General features: G+C 68.9%; 9 protein-coding genes, 1 tRNA gene and 1 pseudogene. 2 read left to right on the top strand and 9 right to left on the bottom strand.

Annotated elements, in window-relative coordinates; translation table 11 throughout:
* Positions 1–93 precede the first annotated feature (93 nt).
* The 3 genes from OHB56_RS35840 to OHB56_RS35830 form a co-directional block, all read right to left on the bottom strand.
* The gene (locus OHB56_RS35840) at positions 94–969 is read right to left on the bottom strand and encodes a hypothetical protein (RefSeq protein ID WP_406357951.1); all 876 of its coding nucleotides are present in this window, start codon (positions 967–969) and stop codon (positions 94–96) included.
* 307 nt (positions 970–1,276) lie between these two features.
* A complete protein-coding gene (locus OHB56_RS35835; RefSeq protein WP_406357949.1) occupies positions 1,277–1,480 on the bottom strand; it encodes a DUF397 domain-containing protein in 204 nt (67 codons plus the stop codon).
* Complete coding sequence (locus OHB56_RS35830) at positions 1,477–2,310, bottom strand: helix-turn-helix domain-containing protein (RefSeq protein ID WP_406357948.1); 834 nt, start codon at positions 2,308–2,310, stop codon at positions 1,477–1,479. Before OHB56_RS35830 ends, OHB56_RS35835 begins: the two co-directional genes overlap by 4 nt.
* A 162-nt stretch (positions 2,311–2,472) precedes the next feature.
* Here OHB56_RS35830 and OHB56_RS35825 point away from each other — a divergent pair, with 162 nt between their 5' ends.
* Positions 2,473–3,063 carry an ATP-binding protein gene (locus OHB56_RS35825; protein WP_406357946.1) on the top strand — a complete coding sequence of 197 codons (591 nt, stop codon included), beginning with the start codon at positions 2,473–2,475 and terminating at the stop codon, positions 3,061–3,063.
* Here the strand turns inward: OHB56_RS35825 and pglX are convergent.
* Both pglX and pglW read right to left on the bottom strand, forming a co-directional pair.
* Entirely contained in the window at positions 2,990–6,616 is a 3,627-nt protein-coding gene (gene pglX, locus OHB56_RS35820; protein WP_406357944.1) for a BREX-2 system adenine-specific DNA-methyltransferase PglX, read from the bottom strand. The genes OHB56_RS35825 and pglX overlap by 74 nt on opposite strands.
* Positions 6,613–11,286 (bottom strand): BREX system serine/threonine kinase PglW, encoded by a 4,674-nt coding sequence (gene pglW, locus OHB56_RS35815; RefSeq protein ID WP_406357942.1) that lies wholly within the window; start codon positions 11,284–11,286, stop codon positions 6,613–6,615. The genes pglX and pglW overlap by 4 nt, the downstream gene beginning before the upstream one ends.
* A gap of 539 nt (positions 11,287–11,825) precedes the next feature.
* Between pglW and OHB56_RS35810 the strand changes: the two are divergent.
* Positions 11,826–13,228, top strand: a pseudogene (locus OHB56_RS35810) (IS1380 family transposase).
* A gap of 331 nt (positions 13,229–13,559) precedes the next feature.
* Here OHB56_RS35810 and OHB56_RS35805 read toward each other — a convergent pair.
* The 4 genes from OHB56_RS35805 to OHB56_RS35790 form a co-directional block, all read right to left on the bottom strand.
* Positions 13,560–13,638, bottom strand: a tRNA-OTHER gene (locus tag OHB56_RS35805).
* Between the two features lie 4 nt (positions 13,639–13,642).
* Positions 13,643–14,215 carry a hypothetical protein gene (locus OHB56_RS35800; RefSeq protein ID WP_406357940.1) on the bottom strand — a complete coding sequence of 191 codons (573 nt, stop codon included), beginning with the start codon at positions 14,213–14,215 and terminating at the stop codon, positions 13,643–13,645.
* 134 nt (positions 14,216–14,349) lie between these two features.
* Complete coding sequence (locus OHB56_RS35795; RefSeq protein WP_386399454.1) at positions 14,350–14,844, bottom strand: hypothetical protein; 495 nt, start codon at positions 14,842–14,844, stop codon at positions 14,350–14,352.
* Positions 14,845–15,161: 317 nt separating this feature from the next.
* Positions 15,162–17,282: a LamG domain-containing protein gene (locus OHB56_RS35790; RefSeq protein ID WP_406357938.1), complete on the bottom strand. Its 2,121-nt coding sequence runs from the start codon at positions 17,280–17,282 to the stop codon at positions 15,162–15,164.
* Positions 17,283–17,392 lie beyond the last annotated feature (110 nt).

Raw genomic sequence — 17,392 nt, 5'->3', positions numbered from 1 at the left:
CTCATGCCGACAGATCACCGTCCCCGGCGGTGACGACGAGAACGCCCGCCGCCTCAAGCCACGCCTTCGGCGTTCAGGAGGGCGCTCGCAGCGTCAAGAGCGAGGTTCCTCCAACTCGACGGCAGTGGTGTCCGCGCCGTGTTGTTCAGCGTGTGCTGCAACGAAAGTCTCGTGCTCTTCCACGACTTCGCCGTCCACGACTTCCCCCTCCACCACTCGGTACGACGGTTCCGCCAGTGGCAGGCTGGAGAGGTGCGTCTTGAGCCTCTTGGCCATCGGAAGGTAGGTCGCAAAAGTGAGCCCGCCAGAGACGACGGCCCCGACGACAGGGATGGCCTTCGAGACGCTCTTCGCAAAGGACTGCTTCGTCATCTGGACGCCGAGGTAAGCCGCGACCTTCTTCACTATCGGGTAGACGACACCCTTGGTGAGTGCCTTCTGGGGCAGCTTCTTGGCGACCTGCTTCGACATCATCCCGGCGACCTTCCCCACGGCGGCGTTCGCCGACTGGGTGCCGAACATCACGCCGAAGAACAGCGTGAGCACCCCCATGGTCGCGTCATCGACGTCATCGCCCTCGTCGGAGAACAGATCGGGCCAGCTGTAGAGGTACGCGAGTTTCTGCGCGATACGCACCATGTGGCCGAAGTACTGGGCCACGTCGGCGGGCACAGTGGCGGGAAGGGCGAAGATGCCGGGTATCCCGGCAGCGGCGGAGAGAGCGCTGACCTTGCCGGTTTCGAAGCGGATGGAGTCGTTGGCCGCCTTGTCGAGAACCTCGACAGGGATGCCCGCCGCAGCGGGGGTCTCTTCTATCGCTCTTCGGATGTCGTCCTCGGAGCAGTGGCGAGCCAGCGCACTTCGGAGGTACGCCTCCCTGTTGATACGCACACCCGGAAGCTTTGCTGCCGCCAGCAGCACCGCGGAGAAGCGCGACTCGGGGTTCTCGATCCCTTTACCCTGTTTCATGGCAAGAACTTACAGTAGCTCCGCGCTCCAAGGGCCAGCACGTGTCAGCTCCGTTGAGACCTCGTTATGTGAGTGACGGTGACGTACGGGCTGGCTCCCTTCACGATGTCGATCGTCACCCGGGAAGGCGACCGCCGGCGCGAACCGACCGTCTCTGGGCGAACGTTGATCGCCGTGGCAGCCTGCGCCGGAGCGGCACTCGGCGAGCAGGGCGCGAAGGCTGCTGAAGGCGCTGCGGAGGCGGACATGCGCAGGGCCCTCGGCAAGCACATTCCCACCGAAGGCCCTGCCATCAGTGCCACCTCTGTCAGAGCGCCGCGAACTGGACGAACGCGGCCCACGCCGTGGGTTCTACGGCGAGTGCGGCGCGGGTTGTGTCCTTCGAGTCGCGGACGTAGAAAGTGCCTATCCCAGCCGCGACCTCAACGCACTGGCCTCCGTCGCCAGCGCTGTAACTGCTCTTGAACCATGTCAGGGCGTCGGTGTCCAGCCCCGCAGTTTCCCCGCTCATCTCTCTCCCAGCAGCTTCTCGATCAACGCCAGCGATTCTGTCGGAGTGTGGGCCTGCGCGCGCAGGATCCCGTAGATACGCTCAAGCCCTCGCACCTTGTGACGCTCTGTGTGCACGCGGCTGTCGCCTTGTACCTCCGTGTACGCGATCCTGCGCCCATCCTTGGCCTCCATCAAGGTGAACGCTCCAGCCAGCCCCGCATGTTCCTGGCGGGACAACGGCATCACCTGGATCACCACGTTGCGCTTCTCCGCCATCAGCATGAAGTGCTCCAACTGGCCTCGCCCGATGGCCTCTCCACCGAGCTTCCGTAGCAGGACAGCCTCCTCGATCACGAAGCTCAGATGTGACGCCGGGCGTCGGGAGAAGATCTCCTGCCGTGCCAGTCGTGCAGCAACTCTCTGCTCGATGACCGCTTCGTCCAGCAGTGGCTGCCACATGGCAAACACCGCTCGCGCGTATTCCTCCGTCTGCAAGAGGCCATTGACGAGCTGAGTGTCGTACGCATGAAGCTCAACCGCCTCGGCCTCCAGCTTGGCCGCATCGCGGAAGAACGCCGGATACTGAGCCCGAGCCACCTCCTCCTTGCTGGCACTCAACACCCCACACGCCTCCAGCACTTCATCGGCTCTGTCGATGAACTTGGGCGGCGGAATACGTCTTGCCTGCTCGAACGACGCGATCGTCGAGGCCGAGTACCCGGTCAGCGACCCAAGCCTCGCGCGGTCCAGGCCCGCCCGCTCCCGGAACAGCTTCAACTGCCGTCCGAACACGCACAGCATGCCCGTCCCGACCTCGTACTCCTCCGGCTGCTGAACCTCGTCGTCCACGCCACAGCTCCTCTCGCACAACCGCCCGGTCGGCCAACTTCGGGGTCCGGGAGCCGGTCACGCCCAAGACCACGTACAAGCGCACCGATTGCGTGTACAGCCCGTACCCGTCAGCACATCACTCCTGGTCAACGCTACGCAGAGTCCGACACCGTTGACTCTATGAAGTCAGCAACTCCCCCGAACGGGCATGTGCCGCAGTACCCCGCACCCGAACGCGAGTTCACCATGCGCTTCACCTCAACTCCGCGCGGTGCCCGCCTCGCCCGCCGACTCGTCTCGCACCGCCTGAACGACTCGGGCCACCCCTACACGAGCCCGGTCAACGAGACGCTCACGCTCATCACGGCCGAACTCAGCGCCAACGCCGTACGCCACGGCCACCTCCCCGGCCGGGACTTCCACCTCCACCTCACCCTGGCTAAGGACATCGTCCGCATCGAGGTGACCGACACACGCGCCGAGAAACAGCCTCCCGCCAGCCCTCCGGCGGCCGACTCGCTTTCCGAGTCTGGCCGGGGCCTGCTTCTCGTCGCCGCCCTCGCGGACGACTGGGGCGTCACCCCTCGCCAGGTCGCCCCGGGCAAAACCGTGTGGGCGGAGCTGCGCGTGCGGCAACAGGGCCACCCGCTCATGCACCGGGTGGCCCCTGAACCGACGGACGTTGATCTGCTCCTGACTACTGCTTCACTGCTGCGCGACGGCCTCGGGTCGCGGCCGGAGGACGCCAGCCACGGAGGTCGTCGTCAGTGAGTCCGTGCTCGCCCTGCTTCTGCTGGCGGTAACCGGCGAAGAAGTCCGCCGGGGAGCCGCTGTAGAGCATGTCGAACTCGTCGTGCCACTGGGACAGCCACGGCTGGAGTTCCAGCAGGCCGGCGAGGAACGGTGTGATCTCCTCGGTGGACAGCGCGGTGTTGGTGAAGTACGTCGCCAGCGCCTGCGCCTGCTCCTTGTGATCCCAGCCGGCCCAGCCGTACAGCTCGGGGGTGGCGGCGTTATTCTGCCCATAGGAGATGAACCGCTCCTTGGGCACGTCGAGCTTGCCGCGAGCCTTCCAGTAGGACGGGCGGAGGAAGTCAGCCGATGTGTACTTCGGCGGCACGGCGATGGAGTCCCGGATCTTCCGCTTGGTGGGCTCGTCGGGTGCAGCGTCCTCCTTGCGCTGGAGGTCCCACACCTCTTCCCAGTCGGCGCGCTTCTTCAGGCCGGATGGCTTGTAACGCAGGGCAGAGAGAAACGGCACATGCTCGTCGGTGATCAGCTCGGCGACGACCTTCGACAGTTCCTTGCGGGGCGCGTAGAGCTTGGCGACGGAGACGAAGTCCTCGTCGCGGGAGAGGGCATCGGTGAGACGGGCTAGCGTGAGGATGGCGGGCTGGCCGTCCTCGTCGAACCAGTGGTCGCGGTTCTCCATCCGACCGAGCAGCCAGGAGCGCAGGGCTTTCTCCTGGAGCGCGTCCCAGCCCTCGGTAGCCCAGCGGCGCTTGTGCTCGGGGCGCTCGACCATGCCGATGGCGCGGTTCGACTCGATGGCGTCGATGCGCTTCTGGACGATCTCCTGGTAGGGGGCGGCCCAGTGGGCGGGAATTTCTGTGATGGGCGTGGAGCCATGCCGCCTGAACCACTCATCACTGACCTCGCCTGCGGCTACGCGGCGGGCCAAAACGATCTCGAAGGCGCGCTCACCGAGGCGTAGTTCGGGGATGTTGGGGTCATCGGGATCCTCGGAGACGCGGAGGTCTTCAAGGTGAAGGTGGTAAAGGGAGTAAACCTGCCAATCCAACTCCTCTTGGAGGGCCATCATGCGGGCGCGAGTGGACTCCCAGCGGGTCTTGGCTTCCCTAAGCAAGCTAGGCGTCGGTGCGACCTCTGCAGCAACACCTGCAGGGCTTGTGACTTTTACCTGGCGCGCAAGCCTGTCAATCGCCTCACCAAGCACAGCAGGATACTGAACCGGCAACGGAAATTCCCGCAACTTTGTCGCAGTGAATTCGAAGGAATTTTTCCACGCCTCACTTCCCATAGCCGCATATCCAGCGTCAACGCGCGCTCCGCCACCCTCACCCTTGTTATGGGAGACCTGCTGGAGCCAGCAGCAAGCGGTAGAACTGTTCAAAAGGGCTAGCATCTGAAGGTAATCCCGCTCACTTGCTCCTTCACGGAGCTTAATCACGGGAGCAGTTTGCTTGAATACATTACCCCCCCGATCGAGCGCGAAGTGATTATGCGTCGCAACGAACGGGAACGCGATCCCCCAGGGAACCGAGTACCTTTCGGGATGCCAACGGCTCCATTCGTACCAAGTTAGACCAATTTCTTCATGGGTACCGCCCGGCTCTCGCCGCTCACGCAAGACTGGGCGGTAACGCCAGAGAAGCGGCTCGATATCCCTTGACAGCTCAGCCGTCAATTCCGCAGAGTAAGGGAAGATAGATTCGAGTTCAGGCAGAATCCCCCAATCCCGGATCGACTCCCCCTCCACTAGCGCCACAACGTGGCTACTACTGACACCTTGGCGCTCCCAAGTCCCCACCGGAGAGAAATAGGCAGAGTCACTTCCAGTGTGAGCATAACGACCGATAGTCCGACTCACGTCAGAGACCTTACTCGCTTGCACTGCCCCCAACTGCTCAACCATTTCAAGGCCACCGGAAGCCAAAATCCAGGGCTGCCTACCAAAATAGCGAACGCGTTCCAGGTCATCAACCGAAACCCATTGATTAATAGAACCTGGCTTATCAATCTGCTCTACGATCGCAGTCCACACCTTGCCCTTTTCGGCACTTTCAGGGGCCCCAGGTTCACCTTGCACGCTCCGTACTGTGCGAATAGTACTGGAGCGCGCACGACCTTCACGACGCTTGCCTACAAGAATGACAGTGGGAGTGCCATGACCGGGAATGTACGCGCCTGAAGTGTCAATCACTTCAGTCAGCTCAACCTGGTCACGGAAGTACTTCTCGATCAGCTTCGTCCCGAACTCTCGCTTCATGAACGAGTTCGCTGTGATCTGGCCGACCATGCCATAACCGTTACCATCACGATCTCCACGCCGAGCCAACTCAAAGAACCTTTGGGCAAATGGCACGGATAGCGCATATTGCAGTGCACAGGCATCATACAATTCCCGATATAGCGCACTGAGGTTCTTGTCCTTGACCGTAACGTAGGGCGGGTTTCCCACTACTACGTGATAGCGGCCTTGTCGGAGAATGCCCGGGTGCTCGTGCACGTCCTCCGTCGCATACGCGAACGAAGCTAGCGGGTCGTCTACCGCGTCCTCGTCCCCACCCAGCGTCAATTCCAACTGCCTAGCCTTAATGAGGGAATCGCCGACCGCCAGGTGGACCGGCCACTCGTATCTTGCTGCCTCCACCATCGTCCGCACGCCACTCGCTGCCATCGCCGCAACCAGCAGGCGGAAGCGAGCAATAGCCACCGCGAACGGGTTGATGTCCACCCCGTGCACCGAGTCCAGCGCAGCCCGCACCCGCTCATGCACGTCCCGCCCCGGCTGCCCCTCCCCCCACAGTCGCACCAGTCGCCGAAACGCCCCCAACACAAAGTGCCCCGACCCACACGTAGGGTCGATCATCTTCAGTTCCTCGTACCCGAACTCCCGCACCGCCGGGTTCATCGTCCGGTCGAGGATGAACTCCTCCACGAACTCCGGCGTCTGGAGCAACGCATACGTCTTGCGCGCGGCCTCGCTCAGGTCCTGGTACAGGTCGCCCAGGAACCGCGTATCCCAGCCCTCCGTGCCGTCCTCGTTCAGCGGGTCGGTGAAGTCGTGGACGAGGACGCCCGCCTCGTCCCGCTGGCGCCAGAACTCGACCAGCTCGCGCGCACCGTCGTGCGAGAGCGGGACCTGGTACAGCGGGTTGTGCCGCTTGTCGAAGAGCAGGCGGCCGGCCTGGCCCTGGCCCAGCTCTTCGAATGCCTTCTCCAGCCAGCCGCGGTAGGTCGGGTTGTCGTCCGACTCCACGTACGCGTCGTACCGCGACTCCGCCAGCTCGCGCCGGTCACCGTCCGGACCGGTCAGGTAAGGCTCGGGGATCAGCCGGTTGTCCTCGCAGAACCGCACGAAGACCGTGCCCAGCACCCACGCCACGGCGACCTGCGTGACCCGCTCGTCCAGCCACGAGTTCCACGTCGCCGCCGTACGCCCGAGCTTGCGCGCCTGGTCGTACTCGGCACGCAGCCGCGCGCCGACCTCCTCGAGCGCCTTCACCTGCTTGCCGAGGTCGGCCTCGACCGCCTTGACCTGCTGCTTCAGGTCGTCCAACAGAGCCTTGCGGTCGATCACTTCGCGTCTCCCTCGACACCACTTGCCACAATCTCGCCGGACCCGCGGTGGGCGTTGCCCACCCACGTGTCCGGAAGCTGGATCCACTCCCCCAGGCCGGCCTGGTACGGCACGGCCACCTGCCCGAGCCTCGGCTCACGCGAGGGGTCACTCTGCGGGACCAGGAGCCACAGCCCCCGCCCGCCCCGCCGAGCCGCCGATGCCAGCCGGTCCAGGACGCCCATCGCGTCGTACCGGGCGAACACCCCGGCCTCCGTCAGCAGGACCGGACCCGCACTGCTGCCACCGTTGCCCAGCAGCTCCACGATCCGGGGCTCGACCGAGCCCCACGCCGTGCGCGCGTACTCCGCGAACCGCACCGCGCCCTTCGACCCCGGCTCGGCGGCGTCCGCCTTGAGCAGGGTCTCCCAGGTCGGCTTGGTGCCCGGCGTGACCTGCCCGTGCAAGGCTTCCAGGAACAGCTCGGTCACCGACAGGGCCTGTGCGCCCAGCCGTTCGGCGCCCAGTTCCCGCACCGCGTCCCGCACGAGCTGCTGCCGCACGGTCAGCACCCGGTACCCGTCCCGGCGGGCCGAGGCGAGCAGCCGTTCCTCCGCGCGCACCGCGCCCGCGAGCTGCGGGTCGTCCGCATACCGCGTCACCGCTCCCGTACGCGTCGACTGCCGCCACGCGCCCGTCGTGAGGTAGCTGGACGCCTCGTCCACCCGCGTCGGCAGGTAGCGCAGCGTGCCCGTGTCCTCGCGCATGCTCAGCGACAGCTCGAAGCCCGCGTCACGCAGCGCCTTGGTGAGCGGACCACCCGTCGGCAGGTCGTGGGTCGTGCCGCCGCGCCCGTCCGGGACGACCAGCTCGGGGAAGCGGACGCGGACCCGCTCGTGCACGTCCTCGCCGGTCAGACCGGGCTGCCGCCCCTCCGGAACGCCCGGGATCCAGCGGACGAGCCCGGCCTGGGTGAGGCGCAGCGCCCGGACGAGCGACAGGTCGCGCGGGTAGATCTCCAGGCGCGGGGTGGCGGCGGCGTTCACGGACGCGGCGGCGGCCAGTTCCACCATGCGCCGCTCGTCCCAGTCGACGGCGCCGGGCGGGACCGTCAGCGCGCCCAGTTCGGCCAGGACGGTCGCGGCCGTCGGCAGGGTGTCCAGCCGGGCGAGCCGGTCGGCCGTCTTGCCGAGACGGGTCGCGTAGTCGAGCAGGCCGGGCGCGGTCGGGGTGTCCGGGCCGTCGCTCTCGCGCACGTCGAGGGCGAGGAGACCGGCGCCCAGCGACTCGTCGGTCGCCTTGCGGTTCGGCTGGTGCTGGAACTCGGCCTCCTGCGGCACCAGTTGCTCGACCTCGACGACGGCCCGCACCGCCGCCAGGGCCATCGCGCGCCGCTGCTCGCGTCCGGCGAGGTGCGTGCCGCGCCGGACGGCGAGGGCGTCGGCGATCTCCACGGCGGAGGCGACGCGGCCCATGCTCACCAGCAGGTCGATGATCTCGTCCCGCAGCGCCTGGACGGCGGGCTCCGCCTTCCAGCGCTTGCGCTCGTCCTTGAGCATCTGCGGGATGCGGCCGTGGCTGAGGCCGAGCGCGTCGGCGACGTCCTTCTGCTTCGGCCAGACGCCGATGCCGGGCAGGACGCCCTGCTCGTCGGGCAGGCGCAGCAGCAGCCGCACCATCTCCGCCTTGTTGCGGTTGGAACCGTTGTTGTTGACGGCCGGCACGAAGACGGTGGCGAGGGTGTCGAGGCTGACCGAGCGCAGGGTGCGGGCGGACAGGGCGCCCGCCGACTCGCCCGTCGCGAGCTGCCCGACGAGGGCCGACTCGGCGGCGGTGAGCTGCTCCAGCTCCTCCTTCGCCTCCGCCCGACCCTTCGCCGTGAGCGGCGAGACGGGGGCCTCGCGCAGCCGCTCGCCCCATTCCCGCTGCCGCTGCTGGACCTCGTTGCGGGTCTTGGCGCCGAGGCCGGGGGCGTTGACGAGCTTGCGGCGGCTGTGGTCGAGGAGTTCGCCGACCGTCGTGAGGCCCAGGCCGTAGAGGAAGGACTGGGCGGCGGGCGTGAGGCCGGAGACGGTGAGCGGGGTGTCGCGGGTGACCTCGGCGGCGAGCCGGTCGCGCTGCTGCTCGGCGGTCTCCGGCTCGGCGTCCGCGATGCCCGCGGCCGCGCCCTCGGCGGGTGCGGTCCCCTCGGCGGGGGCCGCGGGGCGGGTGCGGTGGCTGGAGGGGACGGTCTGCGAGGCGTCGAGGAAGACCTTGCGCCAGGCGTCCCGCATCGGCTTGAGCTCGGGGAACCGCTTGCCCGCGTCGCGGTGCAGGGCCTTCTGGAAGAAGGCGACGAGCCCGTCCCGCACGGCCGGGTCGAAGGCCTCGGCCGCGATCGTCGGGTGCGGCCACTCCTTCGGGTCGGTCATGCGGGGCAGGACGCTGCCGTCGCCCCACTTCGGCAGCTCGCCGGAGGCCATCTGGTGCAGGGTGACGGCGACGGCGTACCGCTCGGCGTGCGAGTCGTAGGAGCCGCGCGTGATGACCTCGACGAAGGGGTCGAGGTAGCCGTCGGTGCCCGCGTCGGTGCTCTTCGCCGGGTAGCCGGCCAGCGAGAAGTCGATGAGGACCAGCTCGCGGGTGCGGTTGGGGCGGACGCGGACGGCGATGTTGTCGGGCTTGATGTCGCGGTGCCAGACGCCCTCGCCCTCCAGGAAGTCGACGGCGCCGAAGAGGTAGTCGCCGTACGCCTCCAACTGGTCGACCGGGAGGCGGCCGTGTTCGCGGAGCTGGCGGGCGACGGTCTCCTCGCGGCGGCGCGGGCGGGCCGTGCCCTCGGCGCCCTGGCCGCCGTCGTCGCGCTCGTCGCCGACGTACTCCAGCGCCAGGACGGTGCGGCCGCCGATGTGCAGCGGCTCGGGCTCGACGAGGCGGATGATGCCGGAGTGGGGGCGCAGGCGGTGCATGGCCTCGGCCTCGCGGACGAGGATCTCGCCGCGGCTGTCGGACAGGGCGACCTTCAGCACGGCCAGCGGGCGTGTCCTGCGGGTCTCCGCCTCCAGGTCGCGAACGAGGAAGGCGCGGCTGGTGGAGCCGGTGCCGAGGCGGCGACGGACCTCCCAGCGGTCGGCGAGCACGTCGCCGGCGACGACCTCCAGCGGGTCCTTGTCCGCGGTCGCCCCGGTCTCCTCCTCGGCGTGCCCGTCGAGGGCCGCGGCGGGGGCGGTGAGGGAGTCCTCGACGATCTCCAGCAGTTCCAGGAACTCGTCGACGCTGGAGAGGCGCTGTCCGGGCCGGTAGGCGGTGGCGGCCTGCACCAGCTCGTCCACGTCCTCGGAGAGGCCATCGACCAGGGAGCTGGGGCGCAGGCCCTCCCCCGCCTCCAGGCGGGCCAGCAGTTCGGCCTGGCTGGCGGCGGGGGCCTTGCCGGTGACCAGCAGGTAGGTGAGGACGCCGAGCCCGTACACGTCGAGGTAGACCGGGTCGGGGCTGAGAGCGGTGAGTTCCGGCGCGAGGTAGGCATCGGCGTCGTCGGACAGGTGCAGGACGGACAGGGCGGTCGGGGCGAACCGGGTCATGCCCTGGCCCTGGGAGGAGTCGCCGCTGCGCTGGGTGGCGATCTGCCAGTCGGAGACCTGCAGCTGCGGGGTGAGCCAGGCGGCCTCCTCCCCGACGGCCCGGCCCTTCCCGCCGCGCGGGCGGGGGACGACGAGCACGGAGCGGGCGGCGAGCGCCCGGTGGTGGATACGGCTGGCGTGCGCGGAGCGGATGGTCTCGGCGAGCTGGCGCACCAGCGCCATCCGGCCGAGAATGTCCAGCTTCTCGCCGTACTGGACCAGGTACTCGTCCAGCTTCAGGGTGTTCGGGTGGTAGTCGAAGATCAGCGCGGGTCCGGCGGCGTGGCCGGAGGGGAAGTACTGCTTGAGCTGGACGGCGCCGGGGTGCTTGAAACGGCCGAGGACGGCGGCCTCGCGCCGGGCGGCGTTCTCGACGGACTGGCGCAGGGAGGCCTCGGAGCCGCGCTCGCTGAGGTAGATCCGCACGCGGGCGGCCTCGGGCAGGTCGCTGTGGCGGGCGAGGTAGTCGGCCCAGGTGGGCCCGGAGTCGAAGGACTTCCGCTCCAGCTCGTAGGGGCCGACCTTGTACTGGGCGTCGCTCTTGCGGATGCCGATCTTCTTCAGGGCTCCCGCGATCTCGCGCGAGCCGATCGCGGTGATGCGGCGGCGCTCGTCGGGCGGGGGCCGCTCGAGCATCTCGACCAGCTCGTCGACGGTGTACACGCCGTTCTGGTCGTGGGCGGGCAGCCGTACGCGCAGGCTGTTGTCGGTGAAGCAGACGGCCTCGGCGACCCAGACCCGCTTGCCGCCGGTCTGGGCGAGCAGGCCGGCCAGCTCCTTGGCCTTGCGGTTGACCAGGTGCAGCGGGTTGCCGTGGGTGCGGCGGTGGCCGCCGGGGGTGGTCTGGACCCAGGTGCCGTTCTCGGAGGTGACCGAGCCGTGCCAGTCCTTGAGCTCGATCATGCAGACACCGCCGGGGGCGACGACCAGCAGGTCGACCTCGCGGACGTGGCCGGTGTTGGCGGTGAAGGTGAAGTTCGACCAGGCCCGCCATGGATCGGCGTCCGGCAGCTTCTGGCGGATCGCCTCCAGGCCGCGGCGTTCGTGCTCGAACTCGGACTCGGTGACCGTGGCCCACCGGCCTTCCCGCATGCCTGTTCCCCGCTCCTCGTGTCCTTCAAGGGCCACCGTTCCCCATGGTCAGGCCCTCGGGCAGATCCTAGTGGTTGCCTGTGACATGAAAAGAGGCGGTGAAGGACGGGACTATAGGACATACAGCCCGCATGATCACAATGGGATGCCGCACTCCATACAGGCGTACGACAGTGACAGCGGGCCAGGCCTCCGCATACCGGATGAAACCACCCCAGGTTGACCTGACCGCGTGAGCCGAGGACCGTCCCGCTCCCCACTGCCGTGCATGGGCGCGACTCAAAGAGCATGCGCGACCTCCACACAGTCGTTACTCCTGAACCCGTGGCAGTCGCCCATGCGCCACGGAAACTCGTCATCGCCCCGACGTGTACGAGTTCCGCCATCCGCCCTTTTTCTCCACCGGGGAAACACTAGCCTCGCGCTTTCATGAGGCGGGCTGTCCGACAGGTGGTCAGCTCAGCAAAAAGTGCCCCTGCCCAGCGAGAATGAGGATTGTCGAGGTCCTTGTTCCCGCTGAATCCAGGGGCACTTTCCAGGTGAAGAAGCCTACCGGCTCCTACCCCCATGTCCTTGTCCGGAGTGACGGCCAAGCCGTGCTCTCGCAGGCCGGTTCGGTCCTGCTGCTCGAAACCGTCCGCAAGACCGGCCTTGACCAGGCCATCTCCGCAGCGCTTGCCCCCTGGCGGAAGCCGCGGGCCGTCCACGACCCGGGCAAGATCCTCCTGGACGCCGTGCTGACGGTCGCGCTGGGCGGGAACTGCCTCGCCGACATCGCCCGCCTGCGGGCCGAGCCGGCCGTGTTCGGGCCGGTCGCCTCCGACCCGACGGTCTCCCGCCTGGTCGACACCCTCGCCACCGCGGGCGAGAAGGCACTGACCGCCATCCGCACCGCGCGATCTGGAGTGCGCCAACGCGCCTGGACGTTGGCCGGCAGTCGGGCGCCGGACACCGGTGGGCAGGTGATCGTGGACCTGGACGGAGTCCTGGTCGTATCCCACTCCGACAAGCAGGATGCCGCCCCGACCTGGAAGAAGACCTACGACCACCACCCCCTGATGGGGTTCGTCGACCACGGGCCGGGCGGGACCGGCGAACCCGTCGCCGCTCTGCTCCGCCCCGGGAACGCGGGCTCGAACACCGCCGCCGACCACATCACCACCACCCGTCTCGCCCTGGCCCAACTGCCCAAGAAGTACCGGCGCGGACGGCAGACCCTCATCCGCTGCGACTCCGCGGGCGGCACCCACGAGTTCGTCTCCTGGCTCGCCCGGAGCGGGCGCCGGCTGTCCTACTCCGTCGGCATGGTGATCACCGAAACCATCCACCAGCACGTCCTGAAGATCCCCGCGTCGGCATGGACCCCGGCCGTCGAGACCGGCGACGAGGTCCGCGAAGGGGCCTGGGTCGCCGAACTCACCGGCGACCTGCTCGACGGCTGGCCGAAAGGGATGCGGCTGATCGTCCGCAGGGAACGGCCCCCTCCCGGGGCCCAGTTGAGGATCACCGACGCGGACGGCATGCGGATCACCTGTTCGTCACCAACACCGCCGGCCGCCCCATCGCCGAACTCGAGCTCCGTCACCGGCTGCGGGCCCGGGCCGAGGACCGGATCCGGGCCGCCCGCGCGACCGGTCTGCGCAACCTGCCCCTGCACGACACCGCGCGGAACAAGGTCTGGATGGAGATCGTCCAGCTCGCGCTCGACCTGCCGGCTGGGGGCACCCCGGACGGAGTCTGGGGGAGGATGCCCATGCTCGCCCTGACCGGCAAGGCCCGCCTCTGGGAACCGCGCCGCATACGGTTCCGCCTGTTCTCCGCAGCCGGCCAACTCGTCACCACCGGCCGACGCCGCATCCTCCGCCTCGCCCGCCGCTGGCCCTGGACCAGCGAGATCACCACCGCCCTCGAACGTCTCGCACTCCTACCGAACCCCGGCTGACCAGCAGATTCACCCGCCCCTGCGAGAGAACGCTCCAGCCCGGAGCAGTGGAACCCGGCGTCCACCCGAGACGACCCTCGGGCCCACGGCCTGCCCGACCTCGACCAGCGGTAACGAAACGGGCCGCCGACTCCGTCGGCGGCCCGTCACAAAAGATCGAGACTAGGCGATCACGCAGAGTCGTGCTTACTTACTGGGAAAGGTTCATTGTGTCGCCATTACGTGATCACTGTCATGGCGCTGCACGGGGCCGCACTCGCCTGCACATGCGACAAGACCCCGCACTCAGCGTTTCCGCTGGGCACGGGGTCTTTAGGCACCTCAGAAGGGGTGCCCCCGGCAGGATTCGAACCTGCGCACACGGCTCCGATGTCCAGGAAAGCGGAGAGCCCCTCAGAGCTCCGGGCGGCGCTGTCACCACTCGTCGTAGTCGCCGATCACCCGGAAGCTGCCCACGACACCACCGTCACCGAACAGGCTCCCCTGGACGGTACGGGTCACCACGCCATTGGTGGCGCCGTGGGGACCCACGGTGGCGACCGGAGCGCCGTTGTCACAGGTGAAGCCGCGGAAGACCTGGACAGTCTTCCGGCTGTCATTGAAAACGTTGAAGCTGCTGGAGCCCAGTCCGCTGGCCGCGGTGACGCAGCCCCCAGCGGCGGCGGAGTACTCACGTTCGTTGAAGTAAATCCTTCCTTCTTCCTTGTGGCCGTAGCCGCGTCCGCCGCCCTCGTGGTCGCGGCCCTCGTCCTTCTTCTCTCCGCGTGCGCTGTCGCCGCCCGAGGAAGCCGCGGCAGGGGCTGCTTGTTGGGCAGGCTGGGCGGCTTGTTGGACGGGTTGGGCAGCCCGCTGGACAGGTGCGGCCTCGTGGTGAACAGATGGAGACGTCAGGGTGGATCCGGAGGTCGAGGCGTAGGTGATACCGGTGGCTGCGAGGACTGCCGCGCCTAAGCCGGCAGCGGCCACAGCAAATGTACGCGTGGGCATGTCAGTTCTCTCTGTCTCACGGACGTCGGCCGGGCGACCGACCTGCGATGAACGTAACGACACCCCCTATAGCTGTCATTTCGGGCATGTCCCGAGTGTGACGCCATGAGCCCAGCCGGGGGAAAACGCGGCACTCACCGCATACCGATGGGCCGACCTGAGCCGCGGGTCCCTGGTGCTCGGCCCCCGCGCTGGTCGAGGAACTCGGCGGGGCCGTAGTCGGGGTACTCATCCGGGCGCAGCGTCACGTCGTCCGGGTCAGCCGAGTGGAGTACCGGTTCGACGCGCAGGCGCGTGCCGTCCCGGTCGAAGACCTGGAGGGTCCCCAGGCAGGTGAGTGCCCACCGTGCGTCGTCGGGGGCGAGGCTGGCGAGTTCGATGGCCGTTTCGCAGTCGGCGGCGGAGTTCCATCCGGTGCCGAGCTCCTCGACGATGGCGTCGTACCCGGTTCTGACCATGGTGTACGGGTCGTCCGGATCGTCCCCGGCACCGGCGTCGTCCCTCAGCAGGCCGACGGCCTCGACGAGCTCCCGCGCCGTCCCGGTGGCCGAGCCACTCCGCCGGCTCCCGTACCGCCCTGTCCAGGTCCCGGTGCGGCTCAGTCCAGCTTGGCGAAGCCCCGCGGCCACCGGCCCGCGCACTCGTCGCGCGGTTCCCGGTCGCTGAGCCTGGCCTCCAGGCCGTTGTCGCGGGCGGGGCGGCGCCGGTGGCGGCCCCTCCGCGTGTGGGTGCCGAAGGGCCGCCATGCTGCCGGCGGGCTCGGACCTCCGTGCCGGCCCCGGGACCGGCCTCCGCTGCGCTGTCTTCCGCCACCACGCCCCGGAAACCGGGCACCGCATGGGTCCCGGCCCACTGGGCATCCGGTCGAACTACCAAGTGGTCCGGGGCCTGGGGGACATAGGAGAGGAGCGGGGTCGGGAACAGGTGGAGGATGCTCCCGCGGACCTCAGTAGAGGTAGGCGAACGATCTCACCTGGGACGCGGTGAGGGCTCCGTTGAAGACGCGGACGGTGTCCGCCCCGCCGTGGAAGTACTCGCCCCAGCCGCCGTCGGCGGTGTGGCCGCGGCCGATCTGAAGCGGGCCGGGGGCGCTCCAGGAGGCGTTGAACTCCGTGGTGGCCACGGCCTCGCCCCTGACGTACAAGGTGATGTGGCCCTCGGAGTCGTCGTACACGACGACCACTTCGTCGGTGTGGGACGTGGGAGCGCCGGGCCCGGCGACAACGGTCTCCGCGGCGCCCGGTTCGCTGCCGCGGGTGACGACCAACTGCCACTCGGACGCGGCCGGGTCGTAGCGGACCTTGAAGGCGTCGCTGTCGGCGTCGCCCTGGGACAGGAGGGTCGTCGGCCGGTCGGGGGTGGTGTCGGCGAAGCGGACCCGCAGGCCGACGCTGTAGCTGTCGGCGGTGTCGACGACGGGGCCATCGGTGGCGGCGTAGTCGTCCGTGCCGTCCAGGGCCAGGTGGTCGTTGCCGTCGAGGGCGTCCGCCGGGAACTCGACGCACTCGGGGTCTTCGAAGCAGGCGTCGTAGTCGGGGGTGTAGAAGCCGGCGCCGCCGTGCAGGGTGAGCGGCTTGTCGCCGTCCCGGTCGGGGATCACACCGTCGTCGGTGCGCTCGATGTCCCAGGCGGCGGCCAGTTCGGCGGGGCGGGAACCCAGCCTCTCGATCTCCTTGCGGGGCACGACCCGGTCCCAGACACGGACGTCGCCGATCTCCCCCTGCCAGCGCGCACCGCCGTCGCCGCGGGCGCGGCCGATCTGGAAGGCGCCGGGGGCGGCCACCTGGGCGACGCCGGTCTCGGAGGCGACCTCCTTGCCGTTGACGTAGAGGCGCAGGGTGTCGTCCTCGGTGTCGTACAGGCCGGTCAGGTGGGCCCAGCCGCCGGCGGAGGCGCTGCCGCCGGTGAGGGTGGTGGCACCGTAGCGGAAGGCCCAGGTGGCCGGGGAGTCCGCGGTCGGGCGCAGGCCGAGGGTGAAGGCTGAGGTGCCGTCGGCGGCGTCCTGGCTGGCCACCGTCATCGGGGAGTCGGTGGCGGCGGGGCGGACCCAGGCGGAGAGGGCGAAGGTCCTGGCGGTGTCCGTCGCGGGGGCGTCCGGGGTGAGGTAGCTGTTGCCCCGGCCGTTGAGGGTGACGGTGGAGGTGAGGTCGGTGCGGGAGGGTGCGGGGGCGCCGAAGACGACGCCGTCCTCGGCGCGGGCCACGGGGCCGGCCTCGGCGGCGGCGTTGTCGGCTCCGGCCGGATCGGCGAGCTTCCAGCGGGCGACGGGGGCGCGGCCGGTGGCGACGCGCGTCCAGTAAGTCGTCTGGGAGCTGGACCGCCCGGCCCGGTCGACGGCGCGGACCTGCACGTGGTAGGGCCCGCTGTCCTCCGGCATCCACCGGACGGTGACCGGTCCGCCCGGTTCCTCGGGCCGGACCCGCTTGGGGGCGGAGCCGAGGACGGAGTAGACGTACTCGACGACGTCCTCGGACGGGGAGTCGAACGTGAAGCTGCCGTAGACGCCGACGCCGTCGTGCCAGCCGCTGTCGTCGTCCGGGTACTGCTCCGAGACGATCGTCGCCGGCTCGGGGTTGACCGTGTCGATGACGAACCGGCAGGTGATGCCGGGGGCCTCGTCGCTCCAGGCGGAGGTCGCGCCCTCGCGGTCGACGGCCCGGACGTGCCAGGAGACGACGGTGTCGGCCGGGAGGTCGGAGGGGGTCCGCCACAACTGGGTGGTCGGAGAGTGCACGATGCCGGAGGTGTGGCTGCGGCGCTGCGGGGTTCCGTCAGCGTCGGTCCACCAGGCCTCGAACTCGGCCCCGGCCCCGTTGGTCTCCCCCTCCTGGTTGTCCTCCGTCGTGTCCTCGACGACGGCCCGGAGTTCGGGCGCGGTGGGGACGTGGACGGGTTCGGCGGAGCAAGCTTTGCTCCAGTTGGCAGTGAGGGTGTCGATGCTCGGCTGAAGCGGCGGAAGGTTCTCCCTGGCCGCCGTGGCGATGCCCGGGGTGGCGGCGAGCAACACGGCTGCCAGTCCCGTGGCCGCGGCGGCGGTTCTGGCGCGCCGGCCGGAATGCGTGTTCATGCGGTGGGGTCCCCTGTTTCGGTCGTCCGGTCCTGCGCGGGGGCGGTTCGCCGCCCTTTGACTCGCGCAGGTTCCACGCGGAAACCAACAGCTGTCATGCTCACCATCAG

The organism is Streptomyces sp. NBC_01635 (assembly GCF_045209715.1).
GTDB lineage: Bacteria > Actinomycetota > Actinomycetes > Streptomycetales > Streptomycetaceae > Streptomyces > Streptomyces hirsutus.
This window is presented reverse-complemented; position numbering and strand designations above follow the sequence as displayed.

Excerpts from the sequence above, each read along its gene's own strand:
- pglW (WP_406357942.1), bottom strand. The coding sequence starts at position 11,286 with ATGCGGGAAGGCCGGTGGGCCACGGTCACCGAGTCCGAGTTCGAGCAC.
- OHB56_RS35835 (WP_406357949.1), bottom strand. The coding sequence starts at position 1,480 with ATGAGCGGGGAAACTGCGGGGCTGGACACCGACGCCCTGACATGGTTC.
- OHB56_RS35790 (WP_406357938.1), bottom strand. The coding sequence starts at position 17,282 with ATGAACACGCATTCCGGCCGGCGCGCCAGAACCGCCGCCGCGGCCACG.
- OHB56_RS35800 (WP_406357940.1), bottom strand. The coding sequence starts at position 14,215 with ATGCCCACGCGTACATTTGCTGTGGCCGCTGCCGGCTTAGGCGCGGCA.
- OHB56_RS35825 (WP_406357946.1), top strand. The coding sequence starts at position 2,473 with ATGAAGTCAGCAACTCCCCCGAACGGGCATGTGCCGCAGTACCCCGCA.
- OHB56_RS35840 (WP_406357951.1), bottom strand. The coding sequence starts at position 969 with ATGAAACAGGGTAAAGGGATCGAGAACCCCGAGTCGCGCTTCTCCGCG.